Source organism: Flavobacterium anhuiense (genome assembly GCF_001705175.1).
Classification (GTDB): domain Bacteria; phylum Bacteroidota; class Bacteroidia; order Flavobacteriales; family Flavobacteriaceae; genus Flavobacterium; species Flavobacterium anhuiense.
The window spans coordinates 293029-318219 of record NZ_CP016907.1; the positions used below are offsets into that span (position 1 = coordinate 293029).

Here is a 25191-nt window from a genome sequence, read left to right on the forward strand (position 1 = left end):
AAGGAAATATGAATTGCTCCAGCTTTAGCTGGAGGCAATTCAATTTATAGTTTGAAAGTTTAAAAAAAAACTTTGCGTCTTAGCGCCTTTGTGGCAAATCACCTCACTAAAACAAACTTTCCAAAAGAAGAGGCTATGTGAAAATTCGGTTCGGGAGTATTTGGATCTACCCACGTAATCCAAGTTGGTTGGTAGTTGCCAATTTTATCTTTGGAGAATTTTGCTCTATAAACCCCTGTTTCGATAACATTATCATGTATTAAATCTAATTTTTCTAAAGAAGCGATACTAATTACCCCTGTAACCGTAAAAGAAACCTCATCTGCAGAAGATTCCAATTTAATTTGATTTTCAGGCCATTTCCATTCGTAATCAAAGATTTTATTTGGCAAGGCATGGAAATCCAGCAATCTTGTCGAAGGATCAATTTCAAGACAGTAATACGGATTAAGCTCATCATTACTTCTAAAAAAAAGCTCCACGCGATCAGAATTACAAATACTGTCTACACTGTCATCTTTTTGATCGATATAAACATCCGTATCAAAAACCCTAAAATTAAAATAGAAGTTTTCTTGATCCCATAACGCGCGAAATTCAATTTTTAAAACCGGTTCATTATTCCACGGAGAAACAAAATCAGTTAAACAATCTGCTTTTTCCCAAAAAAAAGGATCTAAAATCTGAGTTTCGTTCTTTTGATTATTATCTATTATTTGTACGTGGTATTCTTTCAAAATTCTTCTTCTTAAAATCTGTTAATTTTTCATTTTTAAAAAAAGGTCAAAATGACCATTAAATCATTTTACGATTTTGCCTTTTTTCTCCGTGACCAATATAGTTCAAAAATTGAATTGAAAAACAAATCAAATTCATAATTAAATCTAAAATTTTAATCTTTTTCAACATAAGAAAAGACTGTTTAATTTTTACGTTTTTACATTAGTCATTGCGAAATTCATAAGTTTTTACAAAAAGAGCATTTATTATTCAAAAAACAGTCAGTTTTAAGAGCTTGAGCATTTCTAAAACATTTTAAAAATATCTCATCTTTTTAAGTCTAAAAAAACGTTTCGCACAATTTTATGTGCTCGAGAACATAAATTTTGTGTGTTCGAGCACATTTTTTGTGTTTTTTCTTGTTTTATAAAAATATAATCTCTAGTTTCGTCAGAGATTAATCTTAAAACTAAGTTAATTATGCAAAATTTTAGGTGATTTTTAAGCTCAAAAAAAGAAGAAAAACAAACTAAACAAGCCGTGTTTAGGAGTAAAAAAGAAGTCTCTGGTTTGCATAAAAAATAATTCAATCGAAAACACAACTAAAAAGACAAAATGAATTTCCAGATCAAAAAAGAAATCTAAAACCTACAAACAAAGAAAAAACAATTAAACATTAACCAAAACCAATTCAAAGTATGAAATTATTAACCCAAAAAAAGCCAAGAGATTTTCGGCTTAACAATTTATCCCGCAAAGAAATCGGAATAACAGTTCTCTCGTTCTTAGTTTTTACATTTCAGGCTTCTGCAGCTTCTTCTATAAATATTTCAGACAAAACCAATACGGCATTGTTTTTTGAAAAAACTGTAAAAGGAAAAGTAACAGACGAAAAAGGTTTGCCACTTCCAGGTGCCAATGTTGTGGTTAAAGGCACTACTAAGGGAGTTCAGACTGATGTAGACGGAAGCTTTGTTATTACAGTTCCTGATAATGCCACAAAATTGATAATTACTTACATTGGTATGGAAGATCAGGAAGTTACTATCGGAAGTGCGCCTCTAAAAATTGTCATGAAAGAAGCAGGACAAAAACTAGACGAGGTGGTGATCGGATACGGAAAATCTAAGAAAAAAGACCTTACAGGTTCTGTGAGTTCTCTTAGTAAAGACAATTTAAACTTAGGCGGAACGGTTGCAAACGTTGGACAGGCGCTTCAAGGACGAGCTTCTGGAGTGCAGGTGCAACAAAATAGCTATGCGCCGGGAACAAATCCGTCAGTAATAATTAGAGGAGGAAACTCTATTAATACTTCTAATGCTCCGTTGTATGTTGTTGACGGATTTATTACCAGTACTGGAGCTTCTATAAGCCCGAACGACATTGAAAACATTCAAATTCTTAAAGATGCCGCTTCTACAGCTATTTATGGTGCCCGTGGAGGAAATGGGGTAATTTTGATTACCACTAAAAAAGGAAAATCAGGAAAAATGAATGTTGAGGCTGAGATTTCTGATGGTTTTCAGAATATCATAAAAGAGCCTTCTTTAATGACTGGACAGCAATATGCCGATTATCAGAATGCTCTTAATGCTGAAAACGGAAGACCTCCGCTTTTCCCTTCCAGCTTTCCTGTTGCCAATACTAACTGGTTTGATGCTGCAACTCGTCCTGGTGAAGTGCTTAATAGAACGCTTACTTTTAGCGGAAGTGATCAAAGTTCTAAATTCTTTCTTTCTGGAAATTATTTAAAACAAACTGGAGCTATCGTAAACACTGATTTTGAAAGATATAGTGTGAGAATGGGCGGTGAAAAAAGATTCAACGAAAGACTAAATATGGGCACAAATGTATATGGTGCTGTTGCCGAAGGAAATAATAGCGATTTTGGCGATAATATTTTATCTCCAATGTTCTCTATCCAGACTGCCCCTCCAACTATTCCAATTTATAATGCAGACGGTTCGTATTATAAATTCCAAGGGAAAGACAATGCGTTAGCACTTTTACTTGAACCTACAGATCACACGATCAATAGATTGGTAAACGGAAACATGTTTTTAGATTATCAGATCATTAAAGGTTTAACATACCATTTTGGTGCCGGTGCAGAATGGCAAGAAAATATTCAAGGAAAATATACTCCAAGTACTTTAGTAGCGGGAGCTGCGTTAAAGGGTTCTGGTTCTGAAGAAAATAAAACCTATTTCAGATGGAGTACAGAACAATATTTGACATATAAATTTGATATCAAAGAAGTACATGCAATTACTGCCATGATTGGTACTTCAAATCAAAAAGATACTTATGAAAGAGTAAGAGCAGCTGGTACAGGTTTCTCTAATGACTTATTGACGTATTATAATCTGCAAGGAGCTTCAGTGTATTTAAAACCTGAAACAGAAAAAACAGAAACAAAATTGACTTCTTACTTTGGAAGATTAAATTATGCTTTCAACGATAAATACTTAGCAACTTTTACGATTAGAAAAGATGGCTCTTCTCGTTTTGGACCAAATAACCGATTTGGTATCTTCCCTTCTGGAGCTGTTGCATGGAAAATATCTAACGAATCTTTTATGCAAAACGTAAAAGCAATTTCTGAACTTAAATTGAGAGCAAGTTATGGTATTACAGGTAGTGACGGTATTGGAGATTACTCGTACATGAGCCGTCTGTCTTCTTGGGGGGTTACTATTGCGCCAGATGAATTTGTTGCAGGAACAGAACCAGCTAACTTAGCGAACCCAAATCTGAAATGGGAAGAAACAGCTCAAACTGATATCGGTTTAGATTTAGGCTTATTTAATGACAAACTTTCAATTACATTCGATTATTACAAAAAAAGAACTACAGATGCTCTTTTAAATGTTCCTGTTGGAGGATGGTGGGGATTTGGTACTCAAAGAGTTAACGCTGGGGTTATTGACAACCAAGGTATTGAATTAGGAATAAGCACTACAAACTTCAGAACTGATACTTTTTCTTGGACTACTTCATTAAATGTAGCGTACAATAAACAAGAAGTAGTATCTCTAGCTGATAACGTTAAAATCATTAGCACAAACACTTCTAACCCAAGTGGAGTAGTTTCTGGTCAGGAATTTACCAGATTGGAACCTGGAAAAGAAATGGGAGTTTTATTTGGCTATAAATATGCTGGAGTTATCAAAACTGGAGAAACTTATGCGCCTCAGCCATTATCTGCTCCTGGAGATCCCAAATATGTAGACATTGATGGCGATGGTACTATTACAGCAAAAGACAGAACTTATTTAGGAAATACTATTCCTCATTACGTTGCAGGTTTCAATAACGATTTTAAGTATAGAAATTTCGATATGAATATCTTTTTCCAAGGCGCTTTTGATTATTCAGTTTACAATATGACTAAAATGGTTGGCGAGTCTTCTACAAGTACAGATGCGTTAAACCGATGGGTTGCTGGTAAAAACGAAAACACTGATATTCCTAGAGACGGTTATTACAAAAGCACTTACGGAAGTTATGTGAATTCTAAATTTGTTGAAGAAGCTTCGTACTTACGTCTGAAAAATGTTTCTATGGGATATACGATTCCAGAAAGCGCATTAAAAACGGTGAAATTTATTGATAGCATCAGATTATATGCCATCGGACAAAATTTATTGACGATTACAAATTATTCTGGAAATGATCCTGAGGTAAACGGACACTCTACGAACAATTTAGGTGGTGGTATCGATTTTAACTCATTCCCAGCTTCAAGAACTTTTATACTTGGAATTAAAGTAGCAATTCACTAGTCTAAAATGCTTTACAGTAACATTAAATTGATTAAAATGAAAAAATATACAATCTTATTACTTTTACTTGCCGCTGGAACACAAGTTTCTTGCAATCAAGATCTTGATCCCACGGTATATAGCAGCTTGACTAATACTAATGGGTATCAGACAAAATCAGATGCTATTGCGGCTATCAATTCCATTTATGGAAGACTAAAAGGACCATCTGTGGGCGATAATTATTCATATTGGGCTACAAGACACTTTGCTTTGACTGATATTGCTACAGATTTAGGACACTGCCAATTTGGAGGAGATCCAGGGCAATTATCTTTAGGAACTTGGAATTCTGCAAATGGACTTTTAAGAGAAGACTGGAACGCCATGTATAAATTGATTGCCAATGCAAACAATGCTATTTTCAACATTACACCAATGAGTGGCATTACAGCTGCTGAAAAAGCACAATTTATTGCAGAAGCAAAATTCTTAAGATGTTCCGCTTATATGGATTTGACCGATTCTTGGGGACCAGTAATTCTAATTACCGAAGCCAATTTAGGAAACCCTGGGTATTTAGATCAAACTCCGCCTTCATCTGTTGAAGAAATAGACGCTTTCATGATTAAAGAATTGACGGAAGCTGCTGATGTTCTTCCAGTAAATTATAAAAACAATGAAATTTACGGTACAAATGATGTGGGACGTGCGACAAAAGGAGCTGCACTAACACTATTGGCAAAATTGTATTTGAGAAGCCACGATTGGCAAAAAGTAGTTACCTATACACAAAAAGTAATGGATTTGCACGAATACAGCCTATATCCTTCTTACTTAGGTTTGTTTAAAGAAAGCAACAAATGGTGCAGTGAAAACATCTTCTCTTCTTTAAGTGATGCCAACACAAATGGAACTGAATTATTAAACCACTTTGGCCCTGTTGATCACCCTGTGGTTCAAAACAGATGGCAATATTATACTGTAAACTGGGATTTCTACAACACTTTTGGCGATGAAGATGAGAGAAAACAATGTTTTTTTCCAGAGTATATGGGGACAGACGGTCTATTGCATAAACAAGCTCCATACTTAGGAGCTCAACCTCCAGCTGGAGAATTCTACATGCAAGACGTTTCTACAAAAAAATATGCTGATGATGAAACGACCACTTATTATGATGGACATAGTGTTAATATACTTCGTTATGCTGATGTTTTGTTAAGCAGAGCCGAAGCCTTAAACGAAATCAGTGGACCAACTCAAGAGGCTATTGATCTTATCAACCAAGTAAAAGGAAGATCTCATGCAAAACTTTTGGTTTTATCAGAACATACTCAAGCTAGTTTAAGAGATGCTATTTTACAAGAAAGAGGATGGGAACTTTTCTACGAAGGAAAACGTCGTGCAGATTTGATCAGAATGAACAAATATGATGTTTTAGTAAATGCATACCACCTTAGAGTTGGAGAAGCAGCTTTAATCAAAATGCCACAAAACAAATATTATACGTATCCACAGAGTCAGGTAGACCTTAATCCAAATTTAAGCAACGCCGACAGACAATAAGAATATCCAATCAAGAATAGACAGTTAAATGTCTGTCTATTCTTGATTATTTATAGCGATAAAAGTACTTTTCTGTTTCACAAAAGAAGCTTTTCAGATGATCAAAAAATTAATATTAAAAGGAAGTTTTATTTTAGCGCTGCTTACTTTGGCAAGTTGTTCTAAAAACCAAATTATCTCCAATATCAATATTGGCACTCATGGCAACAACGAATTGAAAATTCAGATCGATGTTACTACGAATGACCAAGCTCAGGTATATGCAGAATATTGGTCAGCTAAAGAAGGAAATCAAAATAAAATGACCTCTCCTATTTCAAATTCTGGTTTAAAACATTCGCTGGTGCTTTGCAATATAATTCCAGAAACTGACTATAGTTTCCAATTAGTTACAGTTCAAGGCGGTAATAAACAAACCAGCAAAGTTTATAATTTTAAATCTAGAAAACTTCCAGAATGGCTACAGAAACAATTCAAAGCCAATTGCCCAAAACCAGAGTTATTGCCTGAAAATTTCAAAAAAGGATTTTTGCTTTTAGCGAAAAGAGAAACTCCTGGAACTGCTTATATTGTTGATTACAAAGGAAATTTAAGATGGTACCATACGCTTGAAGGAACTGGTTTTAAAGTCGTTCATTTTACAAAAGACCAAACAATTCTTTCGATTTTGGGAACCAATGACGAGCCAACAAGCTATGGAAGCGAAATTCTTGAAATCAATCTGCAAGGTGATACTTTAACCCATATTAAAAAAGGTGAAGGCGACTTAAAGCAAGTTCTTCACCATGAAATTATAAAAAAATCGGCTAACGAAATTGTCGCTTTAACTGTCGAACAAAAAATAATCGATTTAACTTCTATTGGAGGAAAAAAACAAGACACCATCAACGGAGACGGAATTATAATTTTAGACAAAAAAGGGAAACAGCTTTGGAAATGGAGTGTTTTTGATGATTTAGATCCATTTAAAGACAAAAATTTATTAAAAACCAAAAAGGACTGGACACATGCCAATAGTTTAAGCTACGATGCAGATGGAAATTTTTTAATCTCATTTTATAATAACGGCCAGATTTGGAAAATCAATTCGAAAACTGGAAAAGTAATCTGGAAATTAGGAAAAGGCGGAACAATGAAAATGGCTTCAGACACTAATTTCTCTCAGGCACACGCCGCACATATCGATCAAGAAGGAAGTCTGCTGTTTTTTGATAATGGTGTCGACATAAAACAATCTTCTGTTTTTGCCTTAAAAGTAGACGAAACAAGCAATTCAGTAAAACTGGATTTCCATATAAAATTGCCAAAAGATATTTACAACGATAGAATGGGAAGTGCTTATATGATTAATAAAAACCTCTTTTTAGTTTGTTGTTCAAAGAGACATATTACAGTTTTAACCAATAAAAAAGGTGTTTTGTTATGGGCTTTAGAATCTGAAATTCCTCCATACAGAACCATCTTTATTCCTAAAGAAAAACTCAAACCTTTTCTTTTGAATTAAAAAGAGATTTTCCTGTAAGGTTTTCAAAACCTTGTAGGTATAAGTAAATTAGAATAAATACCTAACAGGTTTTAAAAACCTGTTAGGATAAAAATAATAGACATGAAAAAATTAATTCTTATTGCACTTTTTTCAGCATTGCCAATGCTTGTTTTCAATTCCTGCACCAAATCAAATTCTCAAACTTTGGCTTCAAAAACAACCGAAGAAGGAGAAGAAGACGGAGGCTACATCACAATTGATACTTCTCAAATTCCAGACGATCAATTTGGAGAATCGGTTCGTTACGGAAGAGAATTAATGATGAAAACGGCTTATTACATTGGTCCAAACGGAAAAAATGGACAATATTTGGGCAATAAAATGAACTGCTCCAACTGCCATCAAGATGCAGGAACAAAGCCTCATGCGTTCAATTTGATGTCTTCCCACGATAATTATCCACAATATCGCGGGCGCGAAAACAAAGTTCTTACATTGGCAGAAAGAGTTAATAACTGCATTATGCGCCCGCATTCTGGAAAACCACTTCCGCTGGATAGTAAAGAAATGGTGGCCTTTTTATCTTATTTCAAATGGATTAGCAAATTTGTTCCAAAAGATGGTAATTTTAAAGGAGCAAAAAATTTAGAAATCGAATTTCCAGATGATGCTGCAAGTCCAGAAAGAGGAAAAGTTTTATTTGCCGAAAACTGCGCAAGATGCCACGGAAATAATGGTGAAGGTGTTTACAATGCCGACAAATCAGGTTATACTTATCCTCCACTTTGGGGCGAATATGGTTATCAGCCAGGTTCAAGCATGCACCGCGTCATTAAACAGGCGCAATGGCTAAAAAGCAATATGCCTTACGATAAAGTATTGCTTGGAAAGCCATATCTTACAGACAAACAAGCGCTTGACATTGCAGCTTATGTAAATGACGATTCACAGCATAAAAGACCAAACCCAAAAACGTTTGATTATCCAAATAAAATGGGCAAACCTATCGATTATGCACACAGTCCATTTCAAGATAATTTTTCGGAAGAGCAGCACAAATACGGACCTTACAAACCGATTATTGCTTACTGGAAAAAACAAGGATGGAAAGCCGTTTACTAAACTCAAAATATACTATTTAACTGATTTATACAATACAATGAAACTAAACCTAAACAACACAACGCTTTTAAACAGAATACTGATAATGTGTTTGATCACAATCAGCATTCCTCTAACTGCACAAATAAAATATTCAGACGGAAACGACAGCTGGAATCCGAATCAATTAGGAAATCACCGTGCTGTAATTGCCTTTTCTGGGTCTGGAAATGTTGCTAAAACGACAATCGAATGGCGAAGAAGAGACACCAATCCAGAACTTAAAAAAATTATCGTTCAGGATGCGTCTGGAAAAGAAATTCAGAACATCAAAACCGAAAATATCAATAGAGAAAACGGTACTATTTTCTTTGAACCTATTTCAGGCAAAGGAACTTATTACGTTTATTATATGCCTTATGTTGATGAAGGAACTGCAAATTATCCAAAAGGAATTTATCAAAAACCTGAAGATAAAGCTAATACTGAATGGGTTTCTAAAATCAAAAGCAATTTTAAAGAAAATGCTGCTGTAACAGAAATCCAAAGTGTAAATGCTTTCAATAGTTTTTATCCGATGGAAGTGATTGCTACAGCGTCTGAAACTTCAGCTCTTGTGGCAAAAAACAGCGGAAACTCTTTCTTGGTTTTCCCAGAAGACAGAGAACATTCTATCAAATTAAAATCTGATTTACCGCAAAGATGGATTCAGAAAGGCGTTCAAAACAGTTTTGCTGATACGGCAATGAAAGGGGAATATTTAGCTTTTCAATTAGGTGTTTACACGCTTGAAGATTTAAAAAATGTAAAAGTATCTTTCACCAATTTAGTAAGCACAACTGGAGCTACAATAGACGCGAAAGATATCAGCTGTATCAATACTGATGGGACTCGATATGATGGCACTCCTTTTACAAATACAGTTTCAGTTTCAAAAGGAAAAATTCAAGCAATGTGGTGTGGAATTGACGTTCCGCAAACTGCTGCTGCTGGAACTTACAACGGAAAAGCAACCGTAACGGCTGACGGAAAATCAAAAGAAATCAATCTTCAAATTACGGTTTCAAACGAAGTAACAAAAAACGGAGGAATTGACAGTCCTGAGAAAATGACGCGTTTAAAATGGTTAAATTCGACATTAGCTCAGGAAAATACAGTTATTGCTCCTTATACTCCATTAACAGTAAATAACTCTGAAATTGCTTTATTAGGAAGAAAACTAATCTTGTCGCCAAACGGATTTCCTGCGCAAATTCAGACTTTCTTTACGCCAGAAATGACTTCTGTTACAACAAAAGCAAATGACATTTTAAGCGCTCCAATCGATTTTCATTTTGTTGACGCTTCTGGAAAAGAAGTGCAATGGAAAAACAGCGGTGTAAAATTTACTAAAAAAGAAGCTGGAATAGTGTCTTGGGAAAATACTGCGAGTTCAAAATCGGTCCAAATGGATGTAAATGCTTCTGTAGAGTTTGACGGTTTTGTACATTATACGGTAAAAGTTACAGCCCTCGAAGACGTCGCTTTTAATGACATTAATTTCCAAATGCCAATGCAGCCAACTTCTGCAAAATACATGATGGGATTAGGTCAAAAAGGTGGAGATCGCCCTGCAACTTTTGACTGGAAATGGGATGTTGCCCATAAAAATCAAGACGGTGCTTGGATTGGTGCTGTAAATTCTGGATTGCAGTTTTCTTTAAGAGACGAAAAATATAGCCGCCCTTTAAATACTAATTTCTATTTACAAAAACCTTTATTGCTGCCTACTTCATGGGGTAACGAAAATAAGGGCGGCATTACCATTACGCCAAATCCAAAATCGGTTGTAGTAAATGCGTACAGCGGTGCTAGAACAATGAAAAAAGGTGACGTTTTATACTATAATTTCAACTTATTGATTACGCCTTTCCATACCATAAATACCGATTTTCAATGGGATACAAAGTTTTACCATAAATACAGTCCGATCGATTCTATCGCTAAAACTGGCGCAACGGTAATCAATATTCACCACGCCAATGCAATCAATCCTTATATCAATTATCCTTTTATTGAATATAAAAAGATGAAATCGTATATCGATGAAGCACATCAAAAAGGCTTAAAAGTAAAAATCTACAACACGGTTAGAGAGGTTTCTAACAAAGCTTATGAAACTTTCGCTCTTAGAAGTTTAGGTCACGAAATTTATTCTCCAGGAAAAGGTGGCGGATTCTCTTGGCTGCAAGAGCATGTTGGAGATGATTATATCGCTGCTTGGTTTGTTCCTGAAATTAAGGACGCTGCAATCGTAAACAGTGGTATGAACCGTTGGCATAATTACTATGTCGAGGGAATGAATTGGCTGACTCAAAATGTGGGCATTGACGGAATTTATCTAGATGACGTTGCTTTCGACAGAATCACAATGAAACGCATCAAAAGAGTTTTGACTAAAGATGGTCATCCTGGAATTATCGATTTACACAGTGCGAACCAGTACAACAAAAGTGACGGATTTAATAATAGTGCCAACTTATACATGGAGCACTTCCCGTACATCAATAGATTATGGTTTGGAGAATATTTTGATTATGAAAAAAATCAGCCTGACTTTTTCTTGACTGAAGTAAGCGGAATTCCGTTTGGTTTAATGGGAGAAATGCTTCAAGATGGTGGAAATCCGTGGAGAGGAATGGTTTACGGAATGACAAACAGATTGCCATGGAGCGACGGTGCTGATCCAAGAAACATCTGGAAACTTTGGGATTCTTTCGGAATTAAAGGTTCTGAAATGATTGGATATTGGAGCGAAAACTGTCCTGTAAAAACAAACAACGACAAAGTACTGGCAACCGTTTACAAAAAGAACGGAACGGCTTTAATCTCAATCGCAAGTTGGGCAGATGCCGATGTAAATGTGAAATTAAATATCGACTGGAAAAAACTAGGAATCAATCCTGCAAAAGCGACAATTACAGCTCCAGAAGTTACCAATTTCCAACCAGCAAAAACATTTACAACAAAAGACGAAATACCAGTTTCTAAAGGAAAAGGCTGGTTGTTGATTGTGAAGTAATCAACAATTACCTCGTACTGTTTGTCATTGCGAGGAACGAAGCAATCTCACTAACAAAAGATACAAAGTGTGATTTAGCAAATGCGATTGCTTCGTTCCTCGCAATGACAAAAAACGCAAAAAAACAACCACAAATAACCAAGCTATCCATCATGAAATTTAGACCATTATTATCAATTCTACTCCTTGGAAGCCTGTTTGTCAACGCACAAAACAAACCAACCATAAAAGAATACAAAAAAGTATTTACAACCTATCCGTTCTCAGATCCTGATCCGATTCCGAAACCTGATACTAAGTTTTATCCATATTTCCGTTTTGACGGTTTTACTGACAAACCCGTTCAGAAAGAATGGAAAGTAATCGAAATTGAAAATGATTATATCAAACTGATGATTTTGCCAGAAATTGGCGGAAAAGTCTGGTCGGCTATAGAAAAATCTACAGGAAAAGACATTGTTTACAACAATCATGTGGTAAAATTTAGAGACATTGCCATGCGCGGACCGTGGACAAGCGGAGGCGTTGAAGGCAATTACGGAATTATCGGCCATACGCCAAACTGCGCCACTCCTGTCGATTACAAAATTATAAACCGAGAAGACGGAAGCATTAGCTGCGTGATCGGAGTTTTGGATTTATTGACGAGAACTTCTTGGAAATTAGACATTAATCTGCCAAAAGACAAAGCGTATTTTACCACAAATTCGTTTTGGTCGAACACAACCGAATTTGAACAGCCTTATTACACTTGGATGAATACGGGAATAAAAGCAGCCGAAAATCTGCAGTTTATTTATCCTGGACAAACATATATCGGTCATAACGGAGAATACAATTCGTGGCCAATTGATAAAGAAAACGGCAAAGATTTGTCATTCTACAAAAACAACAATTTTGGAGGCTACAAATCGTATCACGTATTCGGGAAATATGATGATTTCTTTGGAGGATATTATCACGACGAAGATTTCGGAATGGGAAGATACGGTAATCACGATGACAAACCCGGCAAAAAAATCTGGATTTGGGGATTGTCGCAGCAAGGAATGATTTGGGAAAAATTATTGACTGATACTGACGGACAATATGTAGAAGTCCAAAGCGGCAGATTGTTTAATCAGGCAAGCGAAACCAGTAGTCTTACGCCTTTTAAGCAACGTTCGTTTGCGCCATATCAAACTGATACTTGGACCGAATATTGGTTTCCTGTAAAACACACAAAAGGATTTGTAAAAGCCAACAATTATGGTTCAGTTAATATCAAAAACGAAAATGGCTGGCTGAAAATCTATTTTTCTCCCCTTCAAAAATTAAACGAAAAAATTGAAGTTTTTGAAAACGATAAAAAAGTGTATTCTAAAGATATTGCTCTGAATACCATGCAAACTTTCAAAGATTCTATTCAAGTAAAAGTGGATTCTAATAAATTGAAATTTGTTTTAGGCCAAAATAAATTAGTTTGGAATTCTGCGCCAGAAGATGGAAACATCAACCGTCCTGTAGAAATTCCAAAAGATTTCGATCATAATTCGGTTTATGGATTGTATCAGCAAGGAAAAAATTACATCAGTTTCAAAGATTATGTTTTGGCTGAAGAAAAACTAAATGCTTGTTTGAAACTAGATCCAAACTACGCTCCTGCCCTTTCTGCATTGGCTTCTTTGCAAATTAGAAAATTAGATTACAAAGCAGCTGTAATTTCAGCAAAAAAAGCTTTATCGGTAGATACTTACGATGCTTCGGCGAATTATTTTTATGCTTTGGCGAATTTCCATTTAGGAAATACTATTGATGCAAAAGATGGTTTTGATATTGCTGCTGCAAGTGTCGAATTCCGCAGTCCTGCTTACACCGCTTTAAGCAAAATTTATTTAGCAGAAAATGATCTGCCAAAAGCTATTGAATATGCCGAGAAAAGCTTAATCTATAATCAATACAATATAGAAAGTTTACAGGTTTTAGCGGTTTTATATCGTCTTCAAAATAATTCTGATAAAGCAAATTCTGTTTTAAAAACAATCACAAAACTAGATCCGCTGAATCATTTTGCTGATTTTGAAAAATACCTTTGGAACAATTCAAACGATTCCAAAAATGCTTTTGTTTCTGCCATCCAAAACGAAATGCCAGAACAGACTTTTCTTGAATTGGGAATTTGGTACAATAATTTAAGCCGAAAAGAAGAAGCTCTAAAAGTGTTTTCTATTGCAGAACCAAGCGCTGAAATTATATATTGGAAAGCTTTCTTAGAAAACAAACCAGTTGATGTAAGCAAAATCAAACCTGGAACGAGTTTTCCTTTCAGAAATGAAACTGCTGAAATCCTAAAATCCTTAATTAAAACTAACGATCAATATCAGTTAAAATATCATTTAGGTTTAATTGAATGGAATCGCAACAGCATTTCCGAAGCTAAAGAATTGTTTTCACAATGCGGCGCAAAACCAAATGATCCTGCATTTTATGGAGCTAAAGCTTCTTTATTTAAAGACGATGCTTCGATAGTATTGGCAAGTCTTCAACAGGCTATAAAATTGGATCCGCAAGGTTGGAGATACCATAAAATGCTGGCAGAACATTACATCGCTCAAAAACAATTTGATAAAGCGCTTACAACGGCCGAATCTTTTTATAAAAAACATCAGAACAATTATTTAATCGGAATGCTTTACGCTAAAACTTTATTGCTAAATAAAAAATACCGTGAAGCCGATTCGTTCTTGACCAAATTGCAGATTCTTCCTTTTGAAGGCGCAACGGCAGGAAGGCAATTGTATCACGAAGCGAAATTGATGCAGGCTTTGGCAGAAATTAAAAACAAGCAGTACAAAAAAGCATTACAATTTATTGCTGACGCCAAATTGTTTCCAGAGAATTTAGGCGTTGGAAAACCGTATGACGAAAATATTGATGAAAGATTAGAAAACTGGTTAGATTATCAATGTTACAGCAGTCTTGGAAACAAAGAAATGGCTTCTAAATCTTTAGAAAAAATTGTCGCTTTCAAACCAGTAGTCGATAATACGGTTATGAATTTCCTCCCAGCAAATCAATTGGTTTCGGCTTGGGCAATAGAAAAAACTTCCTCTGCTAAAGAAGCTGAAAAATGGATTAAATCTCAGGCCGATTTATATCCGACAAATAAAATAGTGCAATGGACTTTATTGTCTTACACTAAAAAACCATCGGATATTTTAAGTGAAGATGAAAAAGACGGCGAAGTCAGAATTATCGAAAAATTGTAAAGAACTTTCAAAACAATAAAATGAAAAAGCATTTTTTAAAATATACATTTTTGGGTCTTGTCGTTTTGATGAGTCCAAAAATTGAAGCACAAAACAAAGCAGAAAAGGTTGATGAATTATCCATTTACCGTGCTACTCCTTTAAAAACACATGATTTAATTCATACCAAACTCGAGGTTTCATTCGATTACGGAAAACGTTATTTATACGGAAAAGAATGGATTACTTTAAAACCTCATTTTTACGAAACCGATTCGCTTAAGTTGGACGCAAAAGGAATGGATTTTAAAGAAATTGCTATTATTGACGGCAAAAAAAGTATTCCGTTGCGATACAAATACGATAACGAAGAACTTTCAATCGCTTTAAACAGAAAATACAAGCGAACTGAAAAGTACACGATTTTCATTAATTACATCGCAAAACCAGCAGAACTGAAAAGCAAAGCTGGCGAATCGATTACCAACTCAAACGGATTGTATTTTATTAATCCTGACGGAAAGGGAGACAAACCAACTCAAATTTGGACTCAAGGCGAGACGGAAGCTTCTTCTTGCTGGTTCCCAACAATCGACAAACCCAATCAGAAAACCACTTCTGAAATTGCGATGACAGTTGAGGGAAAATATACCACACTTTCAAACGGTAAATTAACCTCGCAAAAAGTAAATAAAGACGGAACAAGAACAGATATTTGGAAAATGGAACAGCCAAATGCGCCTTATTTGTTTATGATGGCTGTTGGTGATTTTAAAGTCTATAAAGATTCATATAATGGCAAAGAAGTCAGCTATTATTTAGAGCCAAAATATGCACCGTATGCCAAACAGATTTTCTACAAAACGCCAGATATGATGAACTTTTACGGCAAAATGCTTGGCGTAGAATATCCTTGGGCGAAATATGCGCAAATTGTAGTGAAAGACTATTTTGGAGGTGCGATGGAAAATACTTCGGCAACTGTTCATGGCGAATACGTTCAAAAAACAGAAAGAGAATTATTAGATGATAATCAAGAAAGCACCATTGCTCACGAACTTTTTCATCAATGGTTTGGAGATTACGTAACGGCTGAGTCTTGGTCAAACTTAACTATGAACGAATCGTTTGCCACTTTTGGAGAAGTTTTATGGCATGGTCATGATGCTGGACAAGATGCTGAAGACAGATCGCGTTATGAAAAATTGCAGAATTATTTACGCTCACAAAAAAATGGCGACAGTCCAATTTTAGCACGTTTTCATTACAAAAATGCAGACGATATGTTTGATAATATCAGCTATTCTAAAGGTTCTATCATTTTGTATGCCATGAAAAACCAAATGGGTGATGAAGCCTTTTTTAAAGGACTAAATCATTATTTAACCACAAATGCTTATAAATCTGGCGAACCGCATCAACTGCGCTTGTCTATGGAAGAAGTAACTGGAAAAGACTGGTTGCCTTATTTTGAGCAATGGTATTATAACGCTGGAAGTCCGATTCTGGATGTGACTTACAGATATGCTAACGGAAAAATTATTATTACCATTAGTCAATCTCAGGATAGCGCAGTGCAAACTTTTACACTGCCTTTGAAAGTTGATTTTTACGTAAACGGAACTAAAATCAGAAAGGATATTTTAATTGATAAAAGACAACAAAGCTTCACTTTTGATCTTTCTTCAAAACCTGAATTTATAGATTTAGATCCAGATAAAATTCTAGTTGGCGAAGTGAATGTAGACAAAAAAACAGCAGCTGATTATTTGTATCAATATAAAAATGCTCCATCCTATTACAACCGAATTGAAGCTATAAAATTTGCTTCGAAAGACAGAAGTCAGGAATCGCAACTTATTTTACTGGAAGGCTTAAAAGATCAACAGGAAGATTTAAGAGTTCTGAGTATCAAGTCAATTGACTTAAATGAAAAACAAACAAAAGATCAGGTTTTAAAAACGCTACTTGATGTTGCAAAAAATGATAAAAAAACAATTGCCAGAGCTAATGCTATTGTAAAATTGGCTTCTACAGGAGATGCTTCTTATAAAAGTTTAATGGAAGAAAGCATTAAAGAACAGTCGTATAACGTGATTGCAGCAGGATTAGCAGGTTTAACAAAATATGCGGCAGCCGAAGCAGATAAAGCATTGGCCTCATTAGATGACGATACCCAAAAACATGTAACGCCATTAATGAAAAGATTTAGTAGTCAAAAATAATTATTAAGAGTCCTCTAGGTCTGTTTTTGTTTTTGAAAACCTCTCTAATTTGGTTCATTAGAGAGGTTGTTTTTAAAGTTTAATTTAAACACATAGAAACATAGAATTTTGCAGTTTCTGTTTAAGATTACGTAAAAAGCAAGCTTTAACACATAGTTCCATGAGCATTAAAATCAGTGAAAAGCCTTTTTTAAGCTTACAATGACTATGACTATGCTTCTATGTGTTAAAAATTATACCCGACGAATTAAAATAGGTGCCCGATAGGCATTCAATAAAAAATTACTCACTTATGAAAATTACCTTTTTTAAACCTATACTAATCCTTTTTCTTTTGCTTGGATGGACAACCATTTCAGCGCAAATGATTAAGACCAAAACACCTTCACGCCCAAAGGGACAGCAAGACGTATTGAGAATGGCTGCAGATCCGATTCCAACCGTTCGTGTGGCTTTTATCGGACTTGGAATGCGCGGTCCTGGCGCTGTCGAACGCATGACACATATTCCAGGTGTAGAAATTGTAGCTTTATGCGACATGACTCAAGAAAATACTGCGAAGTCAAATGCAATCTTAACAAAAGCTGGTTTTCCAAAAGCGCAAGAATTTTATGGTGACGAAAATGCTTGGAGAAAAGTTACGGCTTTGCCAAATGTAGATTTAGTTTATGTGGCTACAGATTGGAAACACCACGCTGTAATAGGTGTTCAGGCCATGAAAGACGGAAAACACGTTGCAATAGAAGTTCCGGGCGCTTTAACTATGAAAGAAATCTGGGAATTGATCGATACTTCAGAAAAAACGAGAAAACACTGTATGCAATTGGAAAATTGTGTTTACGATTTTTTCGAATTGACCACTTTAAATATGGCTCAGCAAGGCGTTTTTGGAGAAATTCTACACGCTGAAGGTTCTTACATTCACGGTTTACAGCCTTTCTGGGGAGAATACTGGAACAACTGGAGAATGGATTATAACATTAAACATCGTGGCGATATTTATGCCACACACGGTATGGGACCAGCATGTCAGGCACTAAACATTCACCGTGGCGATAAAATGAATTTCTTAGTTTCTATGGATACAAAAGCCGTTGGAAACCCTGCTTACATTAAAGAAAAGTCAGGAAAGGAAATTAAAGATTTTAGAAACGGAGATCATACGATGACGATGATTCGTACGGAAAACGGAAAAACAATTCACATTCAGCATGACGTTACATCTCCTCGTCCGTACAGCAGAATGTATCAATTGAGCGGTACAAAAGGTTTTGCTAATAAATATCCGTTAGAAGGTTATGCTTTAGACGGAAAAGAATTAAGCGATGACGTAAAACCAAATCACGAAAAATTGAGCGCGCATTCTTTTGTTCCTGAAGAAGTGAAAAAAGCGTTGATGGAAAAATACAAACACCCTATTGCAAAAGGAATCGAAGAACAGGCTAAAAAAGTGGGCGGTCATGGCGGAATGGATTTTATTATGGACTATCGTTTAATCTATTGTCTGCAAAAAGGACTTCCGCTTGATATGGACGTTTATGATTTAGCCGAATGGTCTTGCCTTGGACCATTAACAGAAATTTCATTAGACCATAATTCTGCTCCTGTTGAAATTCCAGATTTTACTCGTGGAGGCTGGAACAAACTTAAAAAATTAGAGTTTTCAGAATAAATATTATTGGTTAGTTAGTAAGAGGGACAAGAGGGCAAAGTAGATGTTGCTCTCTTGTCTGTTTTAGACAATTCGTAAAAACAAAAAAGCCACCTGATTCTCTCAGATGGCTTCTTTTATTTTTGATAAAAAATTAATTCCAATTGAAAGTAATTTTCTTTTCGATTTCACTGCTTAAACTTAAAAATACTGGGCAAGTCATGGCAGCACGCTCTAAAATCGTTTTGCTTTTTTCATCAGCATTGCTTTTCATTTGAAACACAATTTCTATTGCTCCAATTCTTCTTGGTTCAGCATTCATGATCTTAGTTACTTCTGCTGTAGATCCAACAAAATCAACTTCTAAATCACGAGCTTTGATTCCCATAATGGTCATCATGCAGCTTGCTAAAGCATTTGCAACTGTATCTGTTGGAGAAAATGCTTCTCCTTTTCCGTTATTATCTAATGGTGCGTCAGAAATGATTTCGCTTCCTGATTGCACGTGAATTGAACTTGTTCTTAAATCTCCTAAATAAGTTACTTTTGATGTCATTAATTTGCTACTTTTAAAGTTAAGTCACTATCATAATATAAGATGTAAACACCTTTATTAGCGTGTCCTCCATCTTCTTTTCTATAATATTGAAATTTATTATCTACCTGCTGAGTTGTCATCAAATCAGCTGTTTCTTGGAATGTTTTTCCTTGCATTAAACGCATCATCGTATCAAATGTTACGTCAAATCCTCTGGTTGCATAAGTCGTCGGATTTGCTTTGTTTTTTAGACGATATTGTTTTTCATAAATTAAAACTGGCTGTTCATCGCTTTCGCGAGTTACAGAAGGATACATTAATTTTAGTTTTACCAAGTTATCAAAATTGATTTCATCTGTATCCAGTGTACTATTTGGTTCTAAAATCACCAATTGAACCTGACACGTTTTTTGAGAATCTAGTAGAGCCTTAATTGTAGCTTTTACCATCGCTGTATTTCCTGTTTCCATCACAACATAATTCAAACGATTTGGTATTAACAGACTTTTTAAGTTAGCCACATCCAAACCGCCAGTTTCAGTTAGAGATGCAAATGCCACTCCTTTCTGATTTTGCTTAATGTAGTTGATAACAGATTCTTTTTTCTTATCAACGACCGCTACGATATTTCCGTTTTTAGAACGCATATAATCAAAAACTGAATTTCTGATTACATCGTTTGACGGTATAGTTTGGTACAAATTATCAATCGGATTAGCACTATCTTTTGATAAAGGTGAAATTACAGGAACATTATACGAACGCAACATGCTTGCTGCCGTTTCTGCATTACTTTGGTAAAATGGCCCAATTACAGCATCTGCATCTTGAAGTTTCGGAGTCAAACCTACAACATTCGAAGTGGTTTTAGTTTCCTGAGAGTCATAAATTGCAACGTCAATTGGCAGTTTCAATGTTTTTGCAGAATCAATCGCCATCAAAGCTCCAGAATAAAAATCTAGAGTCATATTTAAGAACTTATCGTTTTTAATTCTGTTAGCGGTTCCCGAAGTATCGCTTTGCACTTTAGCCAAATTAAAAGGAAGCAATAAAACTACTTTTTTGCGCTCATTAATACCTCTCTTTTTGGTTAATTCAACAACTTCCACATTTTCGTTTTCAGTAGATTTTACTTTATCAACAATCTTAATTCCGCCGCCAGTGCTTTCTGCTGGTTTACTTGTAGAAGAATCAGCTGGTTTATCACCAGGAACTTGTGCTGCAATAATTGGTGCAGGAGCTACATATCCAGCAGGAACTTTTAGAACCATCCCCTCTTTTACACCTTCCGAAAGTGACGGATTTAATGCCACTAATTCATCTTGAGATAAATGAAAAACTCTTCCTAAACTATAAAAAGTCTCTTTCGGTTTCACCTGATACTCCATATACGTAACCGCTTTTTTAGAAGATTCGGCAGGTTTCTTATTTTCCGCAGGCTTTGCTGTTTCAGTTGCAACATGCTCTGTTTTTGGGGCTGTTCCTTTTATGGTCAGTCTGTACCCAACTGGCAAACTAGAAACAATATCTGGATTGCGTTTTTCTAATTCTTCTACAGTCATATTATACTGCTTTGCAATTCCAAATTTTGTTTCTTTTGGCTGAACATCGTGATAAACATATTTTTCAGCGCTTTTTTCTTTCGAAGGTTTTGCTGTTGCTTTTGGAGCAGATCCTTTTGCAGGAATAACCAGTTTCTGTCCAATTTGAACGCCAGTCTTCTCCAAAAACGGATTTGCTGCTTTTAAAGCTTCATCAGAGATTCCGTATTTTTTCTCAATGCTGTAAAACGTTTCTTTTGGCTGTACTTCATGAATAATTTCTTTTCCTGAAGCAACAGTTTTAGTTTCAGAAACTTCTTTTTTTGCTTCTCCGGTTGCCGTCGGAATCAGCAATACTGTATTTGGGCTTAAACCCGTTCTGGCATCTGGATTTAGCTTATAAATGTCATAAGGAGTTACCTTAAATTTTTGGGCAATCTGATTAATAGTTTCACCGCTTGACACTTTATACTTCACTACTTTTTCCTGAGAAAAAGCACTTGAACTGATAAAGAATACAAGAGACAATAATGTTAAATAGTATTTCATAATATGGCTTAAAACAATTTAATTTCTAATTTAAAAATATCTCACAGATTTCCTCCAAGCAAAATTCGAGCCGTTTGTTATTTCAATCGAAAATCATCTCAAATCGATTTCTACTTTGGCAATTATGATTTCTTTATATAACTCATCTTCTTCTTTTTTCTTGCATTTATAAAGCACTTCTTCCATGTTTTCGAATTTATCGCTGTAAACATAGTATGAAAGACTGTTAATATTGAAAAAGAAACTAGCGTTAAAATCGCCAGAATCAATGAGTTTCATAATAAGCTTATCTCGGTCAACTGCGTCTGTAAATATACCCAAAACTAAGTAATACCCGTTCGAAACTTCTCTAAGATTATCATAAACTTCTACTTTTACTGTTTTATCAGGTCTTAACGGATTGTCTTTCAATTCCTGTTTCATTTCTTCCAGCGAAATTGTTTTTGAATTTTCGGCAGTGTTGTCCTTTTTCTGTTTTTTGACTGCTTCATCCTGATATTTTTTTAGTTTAATCAAAGCCAATTTATCATCAAACTTTCGAGCTTCCATGCTATAATATGAAGCTTTACTGATATGCCTTTTTACTTCAATTTTTTTCTGATTGTCAAGTGAATCAATTTTAGCAATCAAGAGCTGATTTTTTTCGTCTCCTTTTTGCTGATCTTCTTTATAGCGTTTAATTTCTTCTAAAGATAAACGCTTCTGCAAAGGTTCTGTATTGGCTTTTTTCTCGCTTTCGCGGATTTTCTTTTTATACTCCTGATTTTCCTCAACGACAATTTTCTCTACTTTATTCATCAAACCAGCATACACTTTTCTATTTTCTGCCAGTTCCTTTTTCAGTTGAGAGGATAATTCATTTGTTTTATTGATTCCCTCAGAAGATTGTTTTTCAAGTCTTTTTGATTCTTCGACATTTAGAATATCCATTCGTTTCAATTCTTTCAAGTCATCATTCATTGTCGTAACAAGCGAATCTAATTTTGCCATTAAAACATCTTGAACATTTTTATTGGCTTCTAAAACCAAACGCAATTTTTCAACTGAATTTTCTTTAGAACCATTCATATCGTTCAGATTCACTTTCAAATCATTAATCTTTATAATTTTCTGATTCATTTCTTTCTGAACAACCAATCGGTCTTTTAAATCTTCAATTTCAACCGTTTTAGCTTTTGTTTTTTCAACCACAACTTGTTTTTCGGCAAGCGCCAGCATCAATTCTTCGCTTTCGTTTGCTGGCTTTATTGCTGTAGTATTAATAGCCAATTTGTTTCCAACAATTAATCCGTTTACAATTTCAGGATTTTGAGATTCTAACTGATCGATTGAAATTCCGTATTTCTTTGCAATCGAAAATTTGGTTTCCTTTGGTTCAACCACATGAAAAACCGTTTCCTGGTTTATCACACGAACTCTTCCGTCCAGAGTTTTCCTTTTGTTTGGAATAGAAATCGTCTGTCCAATCTGCAACCCATTAATTAAAATATCTTTATTGAGATTTTCTAAATCCTGAACCGAAACATTATATTGTCTAGCAATGCTAAATAAAGATTCTTTAGCTACAACCAAATGTGTCGCTTTTGAAGAAACAACATTTTCTTGCTTTGAAAAATGATCTGGATTTTGAGGAATAATCAGTTCTTGACCGATTTGAAGTCCGTTGGCAAGAGTTTCCTGATTGGCATTCTGAATCGCTTCAACTGAAACATGATATTGTTTTGATAAACCAAACAATGTTTCTTTTGGTGCAACAATATGAGTTTGCTGCTTTGAAATTGTGCTTTCTGAGTGGTGAACTGGAATCTTTAAAACCTGATTGTCTTTGATTCCGTTTTGCGATTCGGGGTTGAGTTTGTAAATCTCATCGATAGAAACCTTATACTTTTGGGCAATAAAATAAGCGGTCTCACCTTTTTGAATCTTGTGCTCGATAATTGAATCTTGCGCAATTATTTTGTTAAAAGACAAAATAAACACAAGAGAAATTGTTAAAAGTTCTCTCATAAATAGTAGGTTATAAAAAATTAAGGCCTTACAAATGTAAGACCTTAATTTTAAATTATGCTACTATTCCCACTCAATTGTTGCAGGTGGTTTTGAACTAATATCGTAAACTACACGATTCACGCCTTTTACTTTATTGATAATATCATTAGACACTTTCATCAAGAAATCGTAAGGCAAATGAACCCAGTCAGCCGTCATACCATCTGTTGATTCTACAGCTCTAAGCGCTACTACTTTTTCATAAGTACGCTCATCACCCATAACTCCAACACTGTTTACAGGAAGCAAAATTGCTCCCGCCTGCCAAACTTTGTCGTATAATCCCCAAGATTTTAATCCTTCAATGAAAACAGAATCTACATCTTGCAAAATTCTAACTTTCTCTGGAGTAATATCTCCTAAAATTCTTATTGATAATCCTGGCCCTGGAAAAGGGTGTCTTCCTAATAATTCAGGATCTATTCCTAATGTAGCTCCTACTCTTCGCACTTCGTCTTTGAAAAGCATTCTAAGCGGTTCTACAATTTTTAATTTCATATAATCTGGCAATCCACCAACGTTGTGGTGTGATTTAATAGTTGCAGATGGCCCTTTTACCGAAACAGACTCAATAACGTCTGGGTAAATAGTTCCTTGTGCCAACCATTTTACGTCTTCTAATAAGTGCGATTCATCATCAAAAACTTCAATAAATACACGACCGATTGTTTTACGTTTTGTTTCAGGATCACTAATTCCAGCTAATTCACCAAGGAAGCGATCTCCTGCATCTACACCTTTTACATTTAACCCCATTCCTTTGTATTGGTTCAATACATTTTCGAATTCGTTTTTACGTAAAAGACCGTTGTTAACAAAGATGCAATATAAATTTTGTCCGATTGCTTTGTTTAATAAAACTGCTGCTACAGTAGAATCTACTCCACCAGATAAACCAAGAACTACTTTATCGTTTCCTAGTTTTTCTTTTAATTCTGCTACCATTTCGTCAACGAAAGCATTTGGAGTAAAGTTTTGAGGAACTTCAGCAATTTTCACTAAGAAGTTTTCCAACATCTTTTTTCCATCTGTTGAATGGTAAACTTCTGGATGGTATTGAATAGCATAAGTAGTTTCACCTTCAATTTTGTAAGCTGCGTATTCTACATCATGCGTGCTCGCTAATTTTACAGCATTTGTTGGAAGCGCTTTGATACTATCGCTATGGCTCATCCAAACTTGGCTGTTTTCTGAAACTCCTTCAAAGAAAGTTTCACCTTCTTTAATATAAGACAAGTTTGCTCTACCGTATTCTCTAGTATTTGAAGCTGCCACTTCTCCACCGCTGAAATGAGCTAAATATTGTGCTCCGTAACAAACAGCAAGTAAAGGCATTTTACCTCTAATTTGTGATAAATCAGGATGTGGTGCATCTTCTCCTCTTACAGAGAAAGGGCTTCCTCCTAAAATTACGGCTTTATAACTTGATAAATCACTTGGAATGTGATTGTAAGGAAAAATTTCGCAGAATATATTTAATTCGCGAACTCTACGCGCAATAAGCTGAGTATATTGCGATCCGAAATCTAAAATAAGTACGTTGTGTTGCATGCGCAAAAGTACTTTTTATATTCGAAATTCAAAAATCGGAACGGTGAAAAAAAAATATTTTTTTTCACCGGAAGATACTAAGAAACTAAGATGCTAAGATTCTAAGCTTTTTTCTTCACAAAACTAAAAACTTAAAATCTTAGCATCTTAGTAACTTAG

13 protein-coding genes are annotated in these 25191 nt (G+C 35.2%); 8 read left to right on the plus strand and 5 right to left on the minus strand.

Translation table 11 applies throughout. The annotated features are described in order from the left end of the window. Window positions 1-98 precede the first annotated feature (98 nt). Entirely contained in the window at window positions 99-737 is a 639-nt protein-coding gene (locus BB050_RS01245) for a sugar-binding protein (RefSeq protein ID WP_066032302.1), read from the minus strand. 681 nt (window positions 738-1418) lie between these two features. Here BB050_RS01245 and BB050_RS01250 point away from each other — a divergent pair. From BB050_RS01250 to BB050_RS01285, 8 genes are all read left to right on the plus strand, one after another. Then, window positions 1419-4505 (plus strand): SusC/RagA family TonB-linked outer membrane protein, encoded by a 3087-nt coding sequence (locus tag BB050_RS01250; protein ID WP_066032303.1) that lies wholly within the window; start codon window positions 1419-1421, stop codon window positions 4503-4505. A 36-nt stretch (window positions 4506-4541) separates the two neighbouring features. Further along, the gene (locus BB050_RS01255; RefSeq protein WP_066035071.1) at window positions 4542-6053 is read left to right on the plus strand and encodes a RagB/SusD family nutrient uptake outer membrane protein; all 1512 of its coding nucleotides are present in this window, start codon (window positions 4542-4544) and stop codon (window positions 6051-6053) included. A gap of 97 nt (window positions 6054-6150) precedes the next feature. After that, a complete protein-coding gene (locus BB050_RS01260) occupies window positions 6151-7557 on the plus strand; it encodes an aryl-sulfate sulfotransferase (protein WP_066032304.1) in 1407 nt (468 codons plus the stop codon). 102 nt (window positions 7558-7659) lie between these two features. Further along, a complete protein-coding gene (locus tag BB050_RS01265; RefSeq protein ID WP_066032305.1) occupies window positions 7660-8661 on the plus strand; it encodes a c-type cytochrome in 1002 nt (333 codons plus the stop codon). 37 nt (window positions 8662-8698) lie between these two features. After that, window positions 8699-11701, plus strand: coding sequence for a glycoside hydrolase domain-containing protein (locus tag BB050_RS01270; RefSeq protein WP_236940404.1), 3003 nt, complete (start codon window positions 8699-8701; stop codon window positions 11699-11701). 152 nt (window positions 11702-11853) lie between these two features. Beyond that, complete coding sequence (locus BB050_RS01275) at window positions 11854-14949, plus strand: DUF5107 domain-containing protein (protein ID WP_066035072.1); 3096 nt, start codon at window positions 11854-11856, stop codon at window positions 14947-14949. A gap of 20 nt (window positions 14950-14969) precedes the next feature. After that, window positions 14970-17153: a M1 family metallopeptidase gene (locus tag BB050_RS01280; RefSeq protein ID WP_066032307.1), complete on the plus strand. Its 2184-nt coding sequence runs from the start codon at window positions 14970-14972 to the stop codon at window positions 17151-17153. Between the two features lie 292 nt (window positions 17154-17445). After that, complete coding sequence (locus BB050_RS01285; protein WP_123906982.1) at window positions 17446-18825, plus strand: Gfo/Idh/MocA family protein; 1380 nt, start codon at window positions 17446-17448, stop codon at window positions 18823-18825. Window positions 18826-18958: 133 nt separating this feature from the next. On the opposite strand, the gene BB050_RS01290 is transcribed toward BB050_RS01285, so the two are convergent. The 4 genes from BB050_RS01290 to guaA all read right to left on the minus strand — a co-directional run bounded on the left by BB050_RS01290 (window position 18959) and on the right by guaA (window position 25032). Further along, window positions 18959-19360 (minus strand): OsmC family protein, encoded by a 402-nt coding sequence (locus BB050_RS01290; RefSeq protein ID WP_008462463.1) that lies wholly within the window; start codon window positions 19358-19360, stop codon window positions 18959-18961. Continuing rightward, window positions 19360-21432, minus strand: coding sequence for a PBP1 and LysM peptidoglycan-binding domain-containing protein (locus tag BB050_RS01295; protein WP_066032308.1), 2073 nt, complete (start codon window positions 21430-21432; stop codon window positions 19360-19362). The genes BB050_RS01290 and BB050_RS01295 overlap by 1 nt, the downstream gene beginning before the upstream one ends. Before the next feature lie 93 nt (window positions 21433-21525). Beyond that, on the minus strand, window positions 21526-23439 hold the full coding sequence (locus tag BB050_RS01300) for a muramidase family protein (RefSeq protein WP_066032309.1): 1914 nt from the start codon (window positions 23437-23439) through the stop codon (window positions 21526-21528). A gap of 63 nt (window positions 23440-23502) precedes the next feature. Next, window positions 23503-25032: a glutamine-hydrolyzing GMP synthase gene (gene guaA, locus BB050_RS01305; protein WP_008462460.1), complete on the minus strand. Its 1530-nt coding sequence runs from the start codon at window positions 25030-25032 to the stop codon at window positions 23503-23505. Window positions 25033-25191: the final 159 nt, after the last annotated feature.

Bases quoted from the DNA above. Each gene is read 5' to 3' on its own strand.
- BB050_RS01290 (WP_008462463.1), bottom strand. From the start codon at position 19,360: ATGACATCAAAAGTAACTTATTTAGGAGATTTAAGAACAAGTTCAATT.
- BB050_RS01275 (WP_066035072.1), top strand. From the start codon at position 11,854: ATGAAATTTAGACCATTATTATCAATTCTACTCCTTGGAAGCCTGTTT.
- BB050_RS01250 (WP_066032303.1), top strand. From the start codon at position 1,419: ATGAAATTATTAACCCAAAAAAAGCCAAGAGATTTTCGGCTTAACAAT.
- BB050_RS01300 (WP_066032309.1), bottom strand. From the start codon at position 23,439: ATGAGAGAACTTTTAACAATTTCTCTTGTGTTTATTTTGTCTTTTAAC.
- BB050_RS01285 (WP_123906982.1), top strand. From the start codon at position 17,446: ATGAAAATTACCTTTTTTAAACCTATACTAATCCTTTTTCTTTTGCTT.
- BB050_RS01270 (WP_236940404.1), top strand. From the start codon at position 8,699: ATGAAACTAAACCTAAACAACACAACGCTTTTAAACAGAATACTGATA.
- BB050_RS01280 (WP_066032307.1), top strand. From the start codon at position 14,970: ATGAAAAAGCATTTTTTAAAATATACATTTTTGGGTCTTGTCGTTTTG.
- BB050_RS01255 (WP_066035071.1), top strand. From the start codon at position 4,542: ATGAAAAAATATACAATCTTATTACTTTTACTTGCCGCTGGAACACAA.
- guaA (WP_008462460.1), bottom strand. From the start codon at position 25,032: ATGCAACACAACGTACTTATTTTAGATTTCGGATCGCAATATACTCAG.
- BB050_RS01265 (WP_066032305.1), top strand. From the start codon at position 7,660: ATGAAAAAATTAATTCTTATTGCACTTTTTTCAGCATTGCCAATGCTT.
- BB050_RS01295 (WP_066032308.1), bottom strand. From the start codon at position 21,432: ATGAAATACTATTTAACATTATTGTCTCTTGTATTCTTTATCAGTTCA.
- BB050_RS01260 (WP_066032304.1), top strand. From the start codon at position 6,151: ATGATCAAAAAATTAATATTAAAAGGAAGTTTTATTTTAGCGCTGCTT.